The 16,065-nt window shown below is 78.0% G+C and carries 13 protein-coding genes; 4 read left to right on the forward strand and 9 right to left on the reverse strand.

The annotated features are described in order from the left end of the window. Positions 1 to 33 precede the first annotated feature (33 nt). The 3 genes from AC2TDM_RS12715 to AC2TDM_RS12725 are packed head-to-tail and all read left to right on the forward strand — an operon-like array spanning position 34 to position 3,668. Positions 34 to 1,779 carry a glycosyltransferase family 4 protein gene (locus AC2TDM_RS12715; RefSeq protein WP_175499151.1) on the forward strand — a complete coding sequence of 582 codons (1,746 nt, stop codon included), beginning with the start codon at positions 34 to 36 and terminating at the stop codon, positions 1,777 to 1,779. Then, positions 1,779 to 2,657 (forward strand): WavE lipopolysaccharide synthesis family protein, encoded by an 879-nt coding sequence (locus AC2TDM_RS12720; RefSeq protein ID WP_139224248.1) that lies wholly within the window; start codon positions 1,779 to 1,781, stop codon positions 2,655 to 2,657. The genes AC2TDM_RS12715 and AC2TDM_RS12720 overlap by 1 nt, the downstream gene beginning before the upstream one ends. Positions 2,658 to 2,699: 42 nt before the next feature. Further along, positions 2,700 to 3,668: a polysaccharide pyruvyl transferase family protein gene (locus AC2TDM_RS12725; RefSeq protein ID WP_484634843.1), complete on the forward strand. Its 969-nt coding sequence runs from the start codon at positions 2,700 to 2,702 to the stop codon at positions 3,666 to 3,668. Here the strand turns inward: AC2TDM_RS12725 and AC2TDM_RS12730 are convergent. Genes AC2TDM_RS12730 through AC2TDM_RS12770 form a run of 9 tightly spaced genes read right to left on the reverse strand, consistent with a single transcriptional unit; the run spans position 3,635 to position 13,189 of the window. Then, positions 3,635 to 4,936 carry a glycosyltransferase gene (locus tag AC2TDM_RS12730; RefSeq protein WP_484634844.1) on the reverse strand — a complete coding sequence of 434 codons (1,302 nt, stop codon included), beginning with the start codon at positions 4,934 to 4,936 and terminating at the stop codon, positions 3,635 to 3,637. The genes AC2TDM_RS12725 and AC2TDM_RS12730 overlap by 34 nt on opposite strands. Then, positions 4,933 to 6,930: a glycosyltransferase family 2 protein gene (locus AC2TDM_RS12735; protein WP_484634845.1), complete on the reverse strand. Its 1,998-nt coding sequence runs from the start codon at positions 6,928 to 6,930 to the stop codon at positions 4,933 to 4,935. Before AC2TDM_RS12735 ends, AC2TDM_RS12730 begins: the two co-directional genes overlap by 4 nt. Beyond that, positions 6,927 to 7,928 (reverse strand): class I SAM-dependent methyltransferase, encoded by a 1,002-nt coding sequence (locus tag AC2TDM_RS12740; protein WP_484634846.1) that lies wholly within the window; start codon positions 7,926 to 7,928, stop codon positions 6,927 to 6,929. Before AC2TDM_RS12740 ends, AC2TDM_RS12735 begins: the two co-directional genes overlap by 4 nt. Then, positions 7,921 to 10,038 carry a hypothetical protein gene (locus AC2TDM_RS12745; protein WP_484634847.1) on the reverse strand — a complete coding sequence of 706 codons (2,118 nt, stop codon included), beginning with the start codon at positions 10,036 to 10,038 and terminating at the stop codon, positions 7,921 to 7,923. The genes AC2TDM_RS12740 and AC2TDM_RS12745 overlap by 8 nt, the downstream gene beginning before the upstream one ends. Beyond that, on the reverse strand, positions 10,035 to 10,382 hold the full coding sequence (locus tag AC2TDM_RS12750; RefSeq protein ID WP_090029703.1) for a cupin domain-containing protein: 348 nt from the start codon (positions 10,380 to 10,382) through the stop codon (positions 10,035 to 10,037). Before AC2TDM_RS12750 ends, AC2TDM_RS12745 begins: the two co-directional genes overlap by 4 nt. Continuing rightward, positions 10,379 to 11,113 (reverse strand): sugar phosphate nucleotidyltransferase, encoded by a 735-nt coding sequence (locus tag AC2TDM_RS12755; protein WP_484634848.1) that lies wholly within the window; start codon positions 11,111 to 11,113, stop codon positions 10,379 to 10,381. The genes AC2TDM_RS12750 and AC2TDM_RS12755 overlap by 4 nt, the downstream gene beginning before the upstream one ends. Beyond that, entirely contained in the window at positions 11,110 to 11,742 is a 633-nt protein-coding gene (locus AC2TDM_RS12760; RefSeq protein ID WP_090029700.1) for an HAD family hydrolase, read from the reverse strand. The genes AC2TDM_RS12755 and AC2TDM_RS12760 overlap by 4 nt, the downstream gene beginning before the upstream one ends. After that, entirely contained in the window at positions 11,739 to 12,437 is a 699-nt protein-coding gene (locus AC2TDM_RS12765) for a PI-PLC domain-containing protein (protein WP_484634849.1), read from the reverse strand. Before AC2TDM_RS12765 ends, AC2TDM_RS12760 begins: the two co-directional genes overlap by 4 nt. After that, positions 12,434 to 13,189 (reverse strand): glycosyltransferase family 2 protein, encoded by a 756-nt coding sequence (locus AC2TDM_RS12770; protein ID WP_484634850.1) that lies wholly within the window; start codon positions 13,187 to 13,189, stop codon positions 12,434 to 12,436. Before AC2TDM_RS12770 ends, AC2TDM_RS12765 begins: the two co-directional genes overlap by 4 nt. Positions 13,190 to 13,521: 332 nt before the next feature. On the opposite strand from AC2TDM_RS12770, the gene AC2TDM_RS12775 reads away from it, so the two are divergent. Beyond that, positions 13,522 to 16,044: a glycosyltransferase gene (locus AC2TDM_RS12775; protein ID WP_484634851.1), complete on the forward strand. Its 2,523-nt coding sequence runs from the start codon at positions 13,522 to 13,524 to the stop codon at positions 16,042 to 16,044. Positions 16,045 to 16,065: the final 21 nt, after the last annotated feature.

The following is a 16,065-nucleotide window of genomic DNA, read 5'->3' on the forward strand; positions in this document are numbered from 1 at the left end:
GGGACGAGCAGGAGGCAGCGCGAGGTGTCGACCGTGACCAGGCCGGGGCGGGCACCCGCACGCCTGCGCCTCGGGCTCGTCGTCCACGAGTTCGGGCGCACCCGCAACCACGGCGGCATCGCGGCCGTGGCGGCCGACCTCGTCGAGGCGCTGGGCGAGGTGCCGGGCCTCGAGGTCCACGTCGTCACGACGCAGGAGGCGCCGGAGGACGGCGAGCTCGTCGTGCCGGCCAACTGCCGCGTGCACCGGGTGCGGCACCACGAGCAGCGCCACTTCGCGGCGGTCGCCGACCTCCTCGACGCGCTCGACCTGCACCACGTCGAGGTAGCGGACGCCTACGCCCTGGGGGTGCAGTTCCTCGTCCGCCGGGAGCTGGGCCTGACCCGGACGCGGCCCGTCGTCGAGGTGTGCCACCACACGGGCCACCGGGAGATCTGGGAGTGGGGCACCGGTCGACGCGGGCTGGCGGGGGCGCCGGACCACTTCCGGCGCACCGCCCGCCTGGAGGAGGTCCAGACCCGGCTCGCGGACGCGAGCACGGCGCCGTCCACCTTCCTGGCCCGGTACCTGGAGGGGCGCACCCCCGGCCTGCAGGTGGGCGAGCGCCGCTTCCCGACGGTCGACCTGCTGGCGGCTGACCCCGCTGAGGTCTGGCGGCCGGGCACCGCCACGACGGTCCTCTCGCTCGGCCGCTGGGAGGCGCGCAAGCGCCAGGAGGACCTGCTGACCGCCGCCCGCGCCGTGTCGGCCGACGAGCCGGACCTGCTCGTCCACCTCGTCGGCAACACGATCGCGGACCCGCGCACGGGCATCGACTACCGGTACTCCTGCTACGCCGCGCTGCCGCCCACCGCCCGCCGGACCTTCCGCATGCACGAGTTCGCCTCGGCGAGCGCCATGGGCCGCCTCTACGAGGAGGCCGGCTGGTTCTGCGTGCCCTCGCCGCGGGAGAACTTCCCGACGACGGCCGTCGAGGCGCTCGCGCGCGGCCTGCCCGTGCTCGCGTCCGCGGCGTCCGGGGTGGCCGACTACTCCGGCGACGTCCCCGAGGTCCTGTTCGACCCGGACGTGCCGGGCGACCTCGAGCGCGTCCTGCGCTGGGCCGTCGTGCAGGGCCCGAAGGTGCGCGAGACCGTCTGGCGCAGCCAGTTCGACGCGGCCCGACGACTGCTGTCCCGGGAGGCGACGGCGACGCCGCGCGTCGCGGCGGTGGAGCGGGCCGCCGCCCGCGCCGACGCACGCGTCGCCGGTCCGTCCGCGCCCCCGGCGGAGGGGCCGTCCGCGGCCGGCCTGCGCACCCTCCTCCTGCTCCCGCCCGGGTCCGACCAGCCGAGCGCCGCGTCCTTCGCCCTCGGGTGGCAGCTGCGGGTGTCGTCCATCGAGGACATGAGCGACCCCGCCCTCGCCTGGGCGCAGGTCGTCGTGTCCTACCCCTCCGCCCCCGGCGACGAGCGGCTGGAGCGGCTGCACACCCTGCTGGGCAGGTGGGACCTGTCGGCCGTCGCGGGGGGCGCGGTCACCCTGACGGGACGCGACGACGCGGCGCTCGACCTCGACGACGGGGCGCACCACGGCACGGTGCCGGCCGTGGTGCTCGTCCCCACGGCCGAGGACCTCGCGGAGCCCGTGCTGCTCGACGTCGTCGCGGGCCGGCTCGCACGACCCGGGTCGCTGCTGCCGCTGGTGGACGCGCGGGCGGGCGCCACGGGCCACTCCGTCCGCCTCATGCTCGAGCTGCGGGACCGGTCCGCCGGCGTCCGCGAGGAGGTGCGCCCGTGATGTCGCGAGACGTCACCGTGCTCGTGCACGGACCCGTGACGCCCTTCACGCGCCGGACCCTCACGGATGCGCTGCGCCACGCCCGGCAGGACCGGCGGGTCGTGCGCGTGGTGCTGGCCACCTGGGACGACGCGGACACCGACCCCCTCGGCGCGCTGCTCGACGAGGTCGAGGTCCTGCGCGCCCCCGACGTCGCCAACCCGGGCTTCGCCAACCTCAACCGGCAGGTCCGGCTCGTGCGGCTCGGGCTCGACGCGGTCCCCGAGGACCACGTCGTGGTCAAGCTGCGCACCGACCAGACCGTCGACCACGCCGCGCTGCTGCGCCGGCTCGACGAGCGCGCCGCCCGGCTCGAGGCGGACGTCGTCTTCACGACCGACTGCTTCACGCGCACGGACCGGCGCTACCACCCCTCGGACATGCTGCTCGTCGCGCGCCGGCCCGCGCTCGCGCTCTACTACGACCTGCCCGAGGTGCCGACGACCCACCTCGACGACGTCCTCGCCGTCCGGGAGGACCTGCGGCGCGGCGCCGTCGCGGACGTGCGGGACCTGCACCTGTGGCCCGAGGCGCGGCTCTTCATGGCCTACCTGCGGCGCCGTGGCGAGGCGGTGAGCGACACCGACGAGGACAGCGCGCGGTGCCTGGCGCGCTACTGCGAGCTGCTGTCCGCCTCGGACGTGGGCCTGCGCTGGGAGAAGTTCTACGGCGGCCGGCTGCCGCTCGTGCCCTACCGGTTCTCCATGGCGCCCTTCGAGGGGGGCCCGGTCGAGGAGGCCCGGTGCGTGCCCACGTCCGGCTCGCCCGTGCGGCAGGCCGTCAAGGACCGCCTCGGCGCGCTGCTGTGGGGACCGCGGCTCGCGAGGCTGCGCGCATGACGCCCCCGCGCGGACGCCGGCCCCACCCCGATCGGAGAGCCCGTGCCTGACCCCGTCGCCGTACTCCTGCCCCAGACCGTGGACAACCTGGGCAACGACTGGATCGCCCAGGGCTGCACCGCCCTGCTGGACGAGGTCGTGCCGCCCGCGGGGGCGGTGCGCGTGCGCCTCGGGCGCGCGGCCGACCCGGCCCTGCCGCCGCTGCCGCGCGCCGTGGCGGCGGCGGTGGACCGCTCGTGCTCGGCCGTCGTCGTGCCCTGCGGGTCGCTCGTCCACACGGGGGCCGGCGGCATCGTCGACCTCCTCGCGTCCTTCACCGTGCCCGTGCACCTGCTGGGCCTGGGCTTCGCCGGCTACGTGCCCGAGGAGGGCGGGGTGGCCGCCCGCCTCACCGCCCTCGCCCGGACCGTGGTCTGGCGTGACGCCACCTCCCGGGCGCTCGGCGCCGAGCTGGGGACGCCCGGCGCCGAGGACCGTGACGCGCTGCTCCCCGACCTCGCGCTGTTCGCCCCCCTGCCCACGCCGGTGCTCCCCGGGCGCGGGGGCCACGTGGTGTGGGTGGTCGACTCCGACCACGACGAGGACGCCGCGCGCGCCGCCCGCGACGCGCTGCTGGCGGACCCCGCCGGCGGGTCCGTCGTCGTGACCTCGCAGGACTGCGCCTGGGAACCCCACCCCGGCCCGTACCTCACCGACCTGCCCGCCCCGGTCGAGGTCACCGCGCTCGCCCTGGGTGAGCCCGACGCGGTGCTGCACCTGCTGGCCGGCGCCCGGCTCGTGGTGACGTCCCGGATCCACGTCGTGTTCCTCGCGGCGCGGCTCGGGGTGCCGTGCCACTTCGTCGGCCGCGACGCCGACCACCCCAACGGCCGGCGCTCGCTCCTCTTCTCGCGCCTCGGGCTCGCCCTGCGCACCGGGGAGGTGCTGGCCGGGGTCGCCGACGAGCTCGCGGCGCTCGCGGCGGTCGAACGGCCGGCCTACACGGCGCTGCTGGCGGACCGCCTCCGCTGAGGCACCGTGGCGCGCACGGACCGCACGAAGGGCCCGTCCGGGCCGCCGATCCGGTCCACGAGCGCCAGCGTCGCCGCGCGCAGGGCCGTCCCGCGCAGGAGGGGCGCGCCCGAGGCCAGCACGTCGAGCGCGCGCCGGACCGCCGACGCGGAGCCGTCGGGCAGCTCGAGGGCGGGCTCGAGGCACAGCCCGGCGCTGCCCGACCACCCTCCGGCGACGACCGGCAGACCGCACACCTGCGCCTCGAGGATCGGCAGACCCAGCCCCTCGTAGCGGGAGGGGAACAGCAGCGCGTCGTGGCAGGCGTACTGCGCCTGCAGCAGCGCGTCCGAGGCGTCGCGGTACCACATGACGTCGGCCCCGGCGTCCGCGAGCGCGGTCAGGGCGCGCCGCGCGTCGTCGGGGGGCATGCGCTCGGCGCCGACGACCGTCACGGCGACGGGCCGCTTCGCCGCCAGCCCCGCGACGGCGTCGACGACCGTCGCGATGCCCTTGCGCGCGTCGAGCGCGTTGACGAGCAGGAGCCGCAGCGGCCCGTCGACGTCGCGTGCGGCGACCGCCCTCCCGGTGGCGGGGGTGGCGGGGAACGTGGCGGGATCGAAGGGCACGTCGACGAGGAGCCGGTCCTCGTCGAAGGGGTACAGCCACGCGAGGTCGTCCCGCGTGCGCGCGCTGATGCACACGACGGTCCCGACCTGCCGGAGGTACGCCTCGTAGCCCCGGTGGTGCTCGCCCGCGAAGTGCGGGTCCACGACCGGGACGCCGAGGTCCAGCACGCGGGCGGCGGCGAGGTTCGGGATGGCGTCGTAGGCCACCCCGTGGGTGAAGCGCGCCCCGGGTGGCAGCACGTCGCCCAGCCAGGGGACGGTCACCACGGAGACGTCGTAGCGCTCGGGGCGTGCCGCCCCGGCGCGGGCGAGGGCGCCGGCCGTGGAGCCGTGGCGTGCGGAGCCGGACGCAGCGGACGAGGGTGCGGGCGGGGGTGCGGGCGGCGTGGCGGGACGCGGCCAGGGCTCGCCCGACCGCCAGTGCACCTCGTCCGTACCGCCGCGCCGGGCGTGCAGGACGCGCCGTGCGTGCGCCACCGCGCCCGGCGCCAGCAGCCGGAGGCCCTCCGGCCACGCGACGGCCAGGTCGACCGCCAGGCCGAGGCCCTCGAGCAGCCCGAGGTGGTGCGCGACGACGCGCCGGACGCCGACGTGCCGCTCGAGGAAGGCCGGCTCGACGACGAGCAGGGCGGTCCCCGCATCCCCCGCCGCGTCCGTCACGATCCGTCCCCCGCCGGGCCCACGGGACGCAGCACCGCGTCGTCGGCACCCACGGCCAGCAGCCCGATCCCCAGGGTGCGGTGGTCGCCACCCCGCCCGGCACGGGTCGGCGGCACCGGGGAGAGGACCTCGAACCCGACGTGCAGCACGCCGCCGCAGGTGCTGCCCGCCGGAACGGCGAGCGCGTGCCAGGTCTCCTGCACCCCCAGCTCGAGCACGCCGGCCGGCCGGCCCCCGAGGAGGACGGCGACCGTCTGCACGTCCCGGCCCGGCGGCACCATGCCGCGTGCGTGCAGCAGGAGACGCGCACCGGGCCCGGGCTCGAGCCCCACCACGAGCGACGGGGTGCGCGAGCGCGACCACCGGCCCCAGTCCTCCGGCGCGTGCCAGCCCCGGCCCAGCAGCCGGTCGCCCGGCCCTCCCGCACCCAGCCGCGTGGTCCGGTCCTCCCCGGTACCCGGCACCACGGCGACGCGGACCTCCTGGCCGGTCCACGGACGCCCGGCGGCGAGCCGGACCCGGAGGGTGTCGTGCGGACGCACGACCAGCGCGGGCGGGAGGCCGACGGTGCGCACGACGGACGCGCCCGTCCGCGACTCCCCCCGGGGCGGCGCGGCGCTGCCGTTCACGGTGGCCACGACGGGGCCGGGCTGACCGGGCGTCTCGACGACGAGCGACGCCCCCCGCAGGCCCCCCGCCTCCTCGCCCAGCTGCACCGAGAAGGCGAGCACGTGGGGCAGGAGCCCGTCCCCGGGCGGCGTGGCCCCGGGCGGGTCGACCACGACGGCCGGGTGGACGCCGTTCCTGACGTCGACGGCGACCGCCAGCGCGACCCCGGGCGTGCGGCCCAGGGATACCGGTCCGGGTCGCGGGCGCCGCCGCTCGAAGGCGGAGACCTGGTCCGGCCGGGACAGGACGGTCTCGAGCTGCAGGGCGCGGCTGAACCGGGGCACGACCCCGGCGGCCTGCAACCGGCGCGTGAGCTCGACGTCCTCCGCCTCGGCCCAGAAGAGCAGCTCGTTCCAGGGCACCTCGCGCAGCAGCTCCGTGCGCGCCAGCAGCGCGCCCCCGTTGAGGTACACGTCCGGGTGGTAGGCGCCGTGGGGCAGCTCGACGACCGGCGCGAGGCGCACCTCGTGGCCCAGCCCCACCCAGTCCGGGTAGCGCGTCCCGTCGGGGGTGCGTTGCGCCGGCACGACGACGTCCAGGTCCGTCCCGAAGACGCGCAGCCCCTCGAGCCAGTCCGCCGCGACCGTGTACCTGTCGTGGGCGACGAGGACGAGGTCGTGGCGCGCTGCGGCGACGAGGAGGTTCTTCTTGCGGGTGATCCAGCCGCGGTGCGCGTGCTCCTCGGGCTGCTCGACGAGCCGCACGTCGTCCCACAGGGGCGAGGCGAGGTGGTCGACGGACCCCCGGGGACCGCAGACGAGGACCTCGTAGGGCGTGCCGTGGATGCCGCGCACGGCACGCACGCTCTCGACGAACTCGCGCACCCGCTCGGGCTGCCGCCCGTCCGTGACGAGCGCGAACGACAGCCCCACAGGGGGACGGCCCGGGCCGCCCGTGCGCCCCACCTCCACCGCGGTGACCTGCTGCCCGGTGCCCGCCCACTCCTGGCGGTGCACGATCCGGCAGCGGCCGCCCGACCGGCGGTGCAGCAGGCCCATGAGACCGTGCGCGGCCATGAACGGTCCCGGCGAGTGCCGCACGACGAGCGTGCCGGCGCCGTCGAGCGCCCGCAGCGCCTCGTCGACCACCCAGGGCCAGTGCGGCGAGGCGGACAGGTCGTCCTCGAGCAGCAGCACGGTGTCGACCTGCCCGTGGAGCGCGGGGTCGAGCCGGCAGTCGGCCGCGGGGTCGAGGATCGTGGTGCTCGACAGCGCCCCCGGCACCGGCGGGTGCAGACCCGCCCACAGCGAGCGCCGTCCCGGTGCGACGAGGTCCGCCGCCACCTGCAGCGCGGTCCGGTCGAGCGCGGGCGTCCGCCCGCTCACCGGCCCGCCCGCCCGTGGCGCAGGCCGCCCAGCCGCCGCACCGGTGACGTCCAGCGCCACGAGGAGGAGGCCATCACCTCGTGCAGCGCCACGCGGGTCCGCGCGAGCTCGGCCTCCAGCTGCTCGACCCGCCCGCGCTCGTCCGCGAGCTCGTCCGCCAGCGTCGCGACCTCACCGCCGAGCTGCTCGAGCACCGCGACCAGCCGGACCGCCTCGTCGCGCGCGGCATCGCGCTCCCGCACCGCCGCCCGCCGCGCCGCCAGCTCCCGACCCACCTCCGTGCGTGCCGCCACCACGACGCGGTCGGCGTCCTGCAGCCGCGTGCCGACCGCGTCGACCGACGCCGCGCTCGCGCAGGGCACGGCCCAGTAGCGCGAGCCGTCGTACGGCGGCACACCACGCAGGTGCCGCTCCCCCTCGACCGCGGCGAGCGTGCCCGCCCCGCGCGCGAACACGACGTCGAGCTCGGCCGTCGCCGCGTCGTGCGGCGTCGCGTGCTCGACGACGAACCCGAGCGCCCGGAGGCGCACCACGGCCTCGACCAGGTCGGGCGGCGCGTCCTCGCCGGGCGCCTGCCTCGCCACCGTGGGCGCCACGAGCATCCCGGCGCGCACGTGCGGCAGCCGGTCCCCGCCGCCCGCCAGGACGTCGAGGGGCGCCTCCCGCCCCCCGAGCCGGAGGAAGTCGACGACGTCCGCACCCTGCTCGTCGAGGAGCGCCGCCAGCGTGACGACCTCGACCGCGGGCGGGTGGGGCGTCCCGCGCGTGCCGCCGGCGAGGTCCTGCGTCGCCGACGGCGCCGCCCCGAGGGCGACCTCCACGACCCGGACCCCGCGGAGACCCTCGACGTCCGCCGTGCGCCGCACCGCCGCCGCGAGCGCGGGGTCGGGCTCGACGCAGAGCACGAGGAGGCCGGGGTTGCGGCGGGCGACCTCGAGCCCGAACCCGCCCGTCGCGGCGCCGACGTCCACGACGGCGTGCACCGGTGCCTCACCCACGGCGTCCCCCGGCGAGGAGCGCGTCCCGGAGCCGGTCCGCGAACCCGTCCCACCCGTCGTCCCGCCCGTCGTCCGGCCGCTCGTCGGGTCGCTCGTCGGGCGCGCCGTCCCCGCCGTGCGTCGAGGTGCGAGCGCCGTCCCGGAGCGCGGCGGCGCACCGGTCGGCGAGAGCGCTGGGGTCGAGCTCGTCCACGTCGACGCGGACGCACGGTCGACCCGCCGCCGCGGCGAGCAGCTCCGGCACCGCCGCGAGCGCACCGGGGAGGACCACGACGAGCGCGACCTCGTGGGCGAGCGCGGCGTCGACCCCGGGCGGCAGCGGTCCGGTGGCGGTCACCCGCGTCCCGCCCGCTGCCAGGCGGTCGATCCGGGCCGCCGCCCGTGGCCCGGGCGCGTCACCCGCGACGAGCACGTCCAGCGGCCCGTGCCCGGCGGCCACCACCTCGAGGGCGGCGAGGACCGCGACGAGCACGGTCGGGTCGGCCCCCGGGCTGCTGCGGACGAGCACCGCCGGCCGCAGGGGCGCGGACCGCAGCGCGCGGGCGGCCAGCACGTCCGCAGCCGTCGGCGCCGGTTCGACGACCTGGGCCGGCAGGGCGACGTGCACCACCTCGGCCGCCCCGCCGCGGCCGGCCCGGGCCGTCAGCACGGCCGCTTCCTGCCGTCCGTGCGTCCCCCCGGGCAGCACCAGCCGTCGCGCGTGCCGGGCACCACGCGCGCGGGCGTCGGCGACGTCGTCCTCCGGACCCGTCGGCGCGAGCGTCTCCGGGTAGGCCCACAGCACCTCGGTGCCCGCGGCGGCCAGCGCGGCCGGCACGTCGGGCGCGGCTGCGGCCGCCGCGCCGAGGACGACGACGCGGCCCCCGCCCGGCAGCACCGCGGCGCCGTCCTCCAGCCCGGGGTCGTGCGGGTCGTCGTGGACGTCCTGGTCCGCCCGGCCGTCACCGACCGCCGCTGCCGCGGGCCCGGCCGCACCGCCGAGGACGCGCAGCACGCGGTCCGCGGCGTCGAGCACGACGGCCACCCCGCCCCGCTCGCGCCACCGGGGCGCGAGGCGCGCCGCCAGGAGCGCGCTGCCGTCCCCCGTCGTGGGGTCGGCGACGAGCAGGAGGTCGGCGCCGGGCAGGGACCGCGCCCGTACGACGCCGGTCCCCGGGTCGTCGGTCCCGCCGGGCGTGCCGCCGGCCAGCCCGAGCACCGCGCTGCGCAGACCGGTGCCCGCGCGCCGGTCGGCGAGGGCCTCGAGGTCCGCGGCGCGCGGCACCGCACCGCGCGCCGCCGTGGCCGCGGCCCACCAGGCGGAGGAGCCATCGGCCTCGTCGTCGAGGCGTGCGACCAGCGCGGCCACCGGGTCGCCCGCGTCCTCCGCGCCCACGGCGCGGGCCGCGTCGACCAGCGCCTCGGGGACCACAGCGGGCAGCCCTCGTGCCACCGGCCCGCGAGGGACCGGCGCGTCGTCCTCGCCGGTGCTCAGCGCGTCGGGGTCCAGGGCCACGAGACGCTCGCGCAGCCGGTGCGAGACCGCGAGCTCGCGACGCCAGGCCCGCTGCGCGTCCCCGGCCCAGCGGACCGCCGCGTCCGCGAAGCCTCGACGGGCCGCGCCGGCCAGCACCGGCACGTCGTCGTCGCCCTGCGGCAGGAGCCCGACGAGGCGCCGGGCGCGCGCCACGGGCACCCCGACGGTCCACCCGTCGGCGCACCGGAGGAGCACGTCGCCCTCCACGCCGCCGGCGCCCGCCGGGTCGTCCGACCGGAGCACCACCCCCGTGGCGCCCAGGTCCTGCCAGCCCCGGGGCCGCGGCCGCGCCGGGTCGTGCGCCACGACCACGATCGTCGGAGGTCCGCCGAGCAGGCCGACCAGGTCCCGCAGGACGGCAGGCACGGGCGGCCCCGGCACGTGGTGCACCCCGGGCACATCGCTGCCCGTCGGCTCGTCGTCCCCGTGGCCCACCGCCACGCCCTGCCACCCGACCGCCGCCAGGGACTCCCAGCCTCCGGCCGGACCGCCGAGCAGCACGAACGACCGCGGCACGACGTCGGCGAAGACCTCGCGCACGAGGTCGACCGCGTCCGCGGGGGTGCGGACCCGGGGCCCCGCGGCCTCGCTCATCGGTCCTGGCCCGCACCCGTCGGCTCGACGAGGTGCTTGTCCCCGATGACCGACGGCCGCTTCACCGCGACCGTCACGGCGTCGGTCAGCGCCCGGAACCCCGTCGCCTCGCCCTTCTCGACGGTGACGATGTCCCCGGCCGACCAGCGCCGGCCGCACATCTCCACCTCGCCGGAGACGACGACGGTGATCTCGTCGGCGAGGTCGTGGCGGTGGACGGGCTCGACGTCGCCGGCGGCGTAGCGCTGCACGGCCACCTCGAACTCGCCCGTCCGCAGCGCGGTCGGCTCGAAGTCGCCCACGAACCAGCCGCGGACCATGTCGTCGAGGTGGTGCTGCTTCACGCCGGCCTGCCTTCCGCCCCGGGGCGCACCTCGCGCGGGTCCGGGGACTTCATCTCGATGTACGCGTCCTGCTCGATCCGGACGGCCAGCACGAGCCCGCCGTCGAGGATGATCTCGTTGAGCACCGGGGCGACGAAGTACGAGTGCTGCACCTCGGCGCGCTTGAGGATCATGGACTTCGCGGCCTCGACGAAGGCGGTGGTCGAGGCGAACCAGTACACGCCCGCCGTCGCGTGCCGGCTGATGGGGCTCTTCTCGGCCACCTCGACGACCTCGTCGTCCCCCTCCCCCTCGAGCCGCACGTAGGAGTAGCGCGGGTGCAGGGAGTCGAACACGAGGGTGCCGGCCGCCGCGCCGCGCTCCCGGAAGACGCCGACGGCGTCGCGGAGGTCCACGTCGGCGAAGTCGGTGAGGTTGACGACGAGGAGCTCCTCGTCCTCCTCGAGCAGGTCGACCGCCAGCAGGGCCGAGCACGCGGCACCTGCGGTGTCGTGGGCCACGACGATGAGGTGGGCGTCGGGCTCGATGAGGGACACGATGTGGTCGACGTGGTACCGCTCGGCGTCCTCGGCCCGGACCACCACGACGGACTCCCGGGCGACGCGGCCCACCGACCGCAGCGTGCGCTCGAGCATGAGCGTGCGGTCCTGCTCGCGCAGGTACGACGGCTGCTGGTCCTCCGAGCGGCGGCCGGCCCCGCGAGGTCCGGCGCCGAGCAGGACGGCCTTCACGCGACCACGCCCGCGTCGACCTCGGCGATGCGGGCGGAGATCGCCGCGAACGTCACGTCCTCGACCGACCCGACGACGAGCAGGTGCGTGCCGGCCGCGCGCGCCGCCGCGATGCCGTTGTCGTTGTCCTCCACGACGAGCACCTCGGACGGGTCGAGCCCGAGCCGCTCGCTGGCCAGGAGGTAGATCTCCGGGTCCGGCTTCGCGCGGGCGACGTCGGCGTTGCACAGGCTGAAGTCGAGGTACCCGCCGAGCGCGGACCGGCTCATCATGAGGTCCACGGACTCCCGGACGGAGTTCGAGGCGAGCGCGAGGCGGTAGCCCCGCTCGCGCAGCCGGGACAGCGCGTACTCGTGCGCGAACACCGGCCGGCAGCGCTCGTGCACGAGCTCGAGCGTGTAGGACTGCTTGAGGTCGTTGATGAACGCGTGCAGCCGGCGCGGCAGGCCCGTGCGCTGCGAGAGCATCTCGAGCTTGGCCCGGGTGGGCAGGCCGTCGTAGATCGCGAGGTGGTCGGCCCGCTCGATCTGCGCGCCGAACAGGGCGAGCGCGCGGTTCAGCGCCTCGTAGTGCCAGTCCTTGGCGTCGATGAGCACGCCGTCCATGTCGAAGACCACGGCGCGGATCACGGGACCACCGCCGACCCCGCCGGCACCCCGGTGCCCGGCACGACACCCGGCACGACACCCGGCACGGCACCCGGACCCGCGCCCCACACCGCGGGCCGGTCGGTGCACACGAGCACCTCGCGCTCGTCGAGCCCGTCCGTGGCGAGCAGCGCGTCCGCCAGGGGACGCGGGTCCCGCCCGTGCAGCTCGGGCGAGACGACGACGACGAGCCGGCCGGCGTCCGCGTGCCGCAGCACCTCGGCCGGCCCGAACCAGTCGGACCGGAAGGCGTCGAGCCACACGCCGCGGGCGCCGGCCAGCAGGACCGGCTCGGGCTCGACGTCGCTGTGCCGCGTGAGGTACGGCAAGCCGAGCGCCGCGTAGCGCACGGTCTCGGGCACCGACATGTCGAAGGCGAACCAGGGCCGGGGCACGTCGGCCAGCGCCACCGCGAGCGCGGGGGCGATCCCGTCCGCCTTGACGTTCACGGCGAGCGGCCCGTCGCCCGCGGGCATCCCGAGGAGCACGTCGGCGAGCGCCGGCTCCCCACCGCGCGGCGGGTCGTGGCTGATCACGAGGCTGCCGCCGCCGTCCCGGACGTCCGTCTCCAGGCCGAAGCCGGCGGCCAGCGCGGCGCGCAGCGCCCCCGGGGAGTTGGGCGCGTCCGCGGTGCCCTCCCAGAGCCCCCGGTGCGCCAGCACGCGCGCGGGCCTCACGCCGGCGTGCCGAGCCGGGCGGCGGTGGCCGAGGCGAGGAAGGCGTCGAGGTCGGCGGGCGTGCCCAGTCCGTGCATCCCCGCGCCCACCTGCCCGACGTCGTGCACGACGACGCGATGGCCGGCACGGATGAGCCCGTTGTACACCGGCGCGACGTAGAACTCGCCGTTGACGCGCTCGTCCGCGGCGATCATCGCGTCGGCGGCGTCGACGAAGTCCCGGCCGCGGGCGAACAGGTAGATGCCCACCGTCGCCTGGTCGGAGACCACCTCCTTCTCGACGACGCGCGTGACGAGACCCGCGTCGTCGAGCTCGACGAAGGACCACTTGGGGTCGTCCGCCTCCATGGTGAGGATGAGGCCGTCCACGTCCGGCGCGAGGCCCGCGGACACCCAGTCGTCGGCGGGGACGTCGACGTACTGGTCGCTGTTGGCGATGACGAGCGGGTCGTCGGGGTCGATGTGCTCCCGCGCGTGCAGGACCGCCACGGCGGCGCCCTCCGTGATTCCGTCCAGCGGCACGACGACCGCGCCCGGCGCGATGCGCGGCAGGAGGGTGCCGAGGTCGTAGCGCGCCACGTGCTCGGCCTGGCAGATGAACACGAACCGGTGCGGGAACGAGGGCCGGAGGTTCTCCACGACGAGCTCGATCATCGGGCGGCCGAGGACGGGGATCAGCGGCTTCGGCGCCTCGTACCCGGCGTCGGCGAACCGGCTGCCCCGGCCTGCCATCGGCACGACGATGTTCAGCAACTGCTCCCCCTGCGGTGGTCCCGGTGCGGACGGTGACGGCGGGGCGTCCTCCCGCCGCTGCTCGGCGTCACTCTAGCCAGGCTTCACCCGCCCGAGGGGCGCCGCGCACCCGGTGGCGAGTCGTGCTGCGGGTCGTGCGGGGATCGTGCGGGGGGCGCACGAGGGTCGTGCGGGGGTCGCGTGGGGGTCGCACGAGGGTCGTGCGGGGTCGTGCGGCGGGCGCGCCGTGGTCGCCCGCGGTCGGCCGCGGTCCCCCCGGTCCGGCACGATGGGACCGCCCCGCCCGCCCCGCACCGGTCCGCGGACCCACCACGCGCAGGAGGACCCCGCCCGTGCCGGTCGTCACCGACCCCCGACTCCTCCTCGCCACGAGCGCGGCGACCGCCCGCGCGGCGGCGCTGACGGTCGCCGCGGCGCGCGCGGTCCTGCCGGGGCTCGCCGTGCACGTGCTGGACCTCGACGGCACCTTCGACCCCGCGGTCCCGGCGCTGCCGGCCGCCCTGCGCTCGGATCACGGCACGGACCTCCCCGCGGCCCCGCGCGCCGAGGCGCGTGACGACCTGCCCCCCGACGTGCGCGACGCCGCCGGGTGGGGCGTCCCCGTCGGGCGCCTGCACGCCCTCGCGCTGCGGCACGGCGGCGCGGGTGCGGCCCGGGCCCTCCTGCCGGACCTGGTGGCGGCGGCGGGCCGGGAGGTGCCCGCCGGCACGCCGCTGCTCGTCCTGGCCCCCGGCGTCCTGCCCCTGCGGCGCCCGGACGCCCTGCTGGCGGGCCTGTCCGACGCCGACCTCGCGCTCGTCCCGCGGGCGCCGGCCCACCCGGGCGACGGGGCGGGGGCGTCGGTCCCGGGCCGCGGCTGGTGGCACCCCGGCGCGCTCGCCCTGCGCGCACCGGGCACCGCCGTGGCGGCGTGGTGGCGCACCGCGACGCCCGACGACGACCGCTGGCTCGACGCGCTCGCCGCGGCGGTGCCCCACGCGGCCGTGCGGGAGCCGGCGGCCCTGCTGTCCGCGTGGTCCGGCGTGCCCACGTCCGGCCTCGCCGTCGCCGGCCGACCGGTCGAGCTGCTCGACCTGTCGGGGCTCGACCCGGTGCGTCCCCGGCTGCTGGACGCGCGCCCGGGCGTGCCGCAGCGGCGCCTCGACGACGAGCGCGACCTCGCGACCCTCGTCGCCGCCGTCGCGCGCTGCCTGCGCGACGCGCCCGCACCCCTCGTGCCGCCGGACGCCTTCGACCCCGCCCGCACCGCGCTCGGCGTGCCCGTCGACGACCTCCTGCGCGACGCGCTCGTCGCCCTCGGTGCGTTCCCGGAGGAGGCCGCACCGACGTCCGGGCCCGGCCCCGGCCCCGGCGCGCACCCGACGACCCCCGCGGACCCCTACGACCCGCGCACCGCGGACGACCTGCTCGGCCGCCTCACGGCACCCGGGCCGGCCGGTGCCCCGGCACCGGTCCTCGCCGCCCTGCTCGCACGTCGGCCGGACCTGCGGCGCGCCTTTCCTCGCGTGCCGGGGGCCGACACGCCGCGGTTCCTCGCCTGGACACGCGAGCACGCGGTCGCCGACGGGGCCCCGGCAGCCCTCGTCGAGCCCGCCCTCCGGCGCGCCGCCGCCGCACCGCCGCCACCGCCCGCCCCCGCCGGCGCGCCCGAGCCGGGTGTCACCGTCGTCGGCTTCCTGCGCGGCGAGCTCGGGCTCGGGGAGTCGGCGCGCGGCCTCGTCGCCGCGCTCGACGCCGCCGGCGTCCCCCACGCCGCCCTCACCGTCGGGGACGGGCTCGTGCGCAGCCGGCAGCGGGCCGTGCGCACGCCGGGGCGCGCCGAGCGCGACGCGGAGGCCGTCACCTTCGACACCACCGTCGTGTGCGTCAACGCCGACCTCACGCCGACGGTCGTCGCGTCGCTGCCGCCGCGCCTGCGCGACCGCAGCCTGCGCGTGGGCATGTGGTACTGGGAGGTGGAGGACTTCCCCGCCGACCAGCACGGCGGCTTCGCGGCCGTCGACGAGGTGTGGGTCGCCACCGACTTCGTCCGCGCGGCGATCGCCCCGCACAGCCCGGTCCCGGTGGTGACGCTGACGCCCCCGCTGCCCCAGCGCGGGCCCGCCCCCGTGGTGCGGCCGCGCGACCTCGGCGTGCCCGACCGGCCCTACGTGCTGTTCGCGTTCGACCACCTCAGCACGCTGGACCGCAAGAACCCCCTCGGCCTGGTGGACGCTTTCACGGCGGCCGTCACGCCCCACGACGGGCCCGTGCTGGTGCTCAAGACCATCAACGCCGAGCACCGGCCGCAGGACGCCGAACGGCTGCGCCGCCGGGTCGTCGACCTCGAGCACGTGGTGCTCCTCGAGGACTACCTCGACGCCGCGGAGCGGGACGCCCTCGTGGCGGGGTGCGCCGCCTACGCCTCGCTGCACCGCAGCGAGGGCCTGGGCCTGACCATGGCGGAGGCGATGGCGTGGGGCCGGCCCGTCGTCGCGACGGGGTACAGCGGGAACCTGCAGTTCATGACGGAGGAGAACAGCTGGCTCGTGCCGTGCTCGCCGGGCACCATCCCGGCGGGCGCCGCGCCCTACCCGGCCGGTGGTCGGTGGGCGGAACCCGACCTCGACGCCGCCGCGGCGGCGCTGCGCGCGGTCCTCGACGACCCCGCCGCCGCAGCCGTGCGCGGACGCCGGGCCGCGAGCGACATCCGCGAGCGGCACAGCCCCGCGGTGGCCGGTCGCGCGATCGCCGCGCACCTCGAGGAGGTCGCCGGACGGCGCCGGGCCCGCGCGCGCGGGGACCTGCGGTTCCGGCTGCGGCAGGTCCGGGGCGCGGCGGGTGCGGCGGCGCGTCGCACCGGTCTCGTCCGCTGACCCCGCCCACCGGACCGGCGG

It is taken from the genome of Cellulomonas sp. plas2 (assembly GCF_057221735.1).

Excerpts from the sequence above, each read along its gene's own strand:
- AC2TDM_RS12720 (WP_139224248.1), top strand. The coding sequence starts at position 1,779 with ATGTCGCGAGACGTCACCGTGCTCGTGCACGGACCCGTGACGCCCTTC.
- AC2TDM_RS12745 (WP_484634847.1), bottom strand. The coding sequence starts at position 10,038 with ATGAGCGAGGCCGCGGGGCCCCGGGTCCGCACCCCCGCGGACGCGGTC.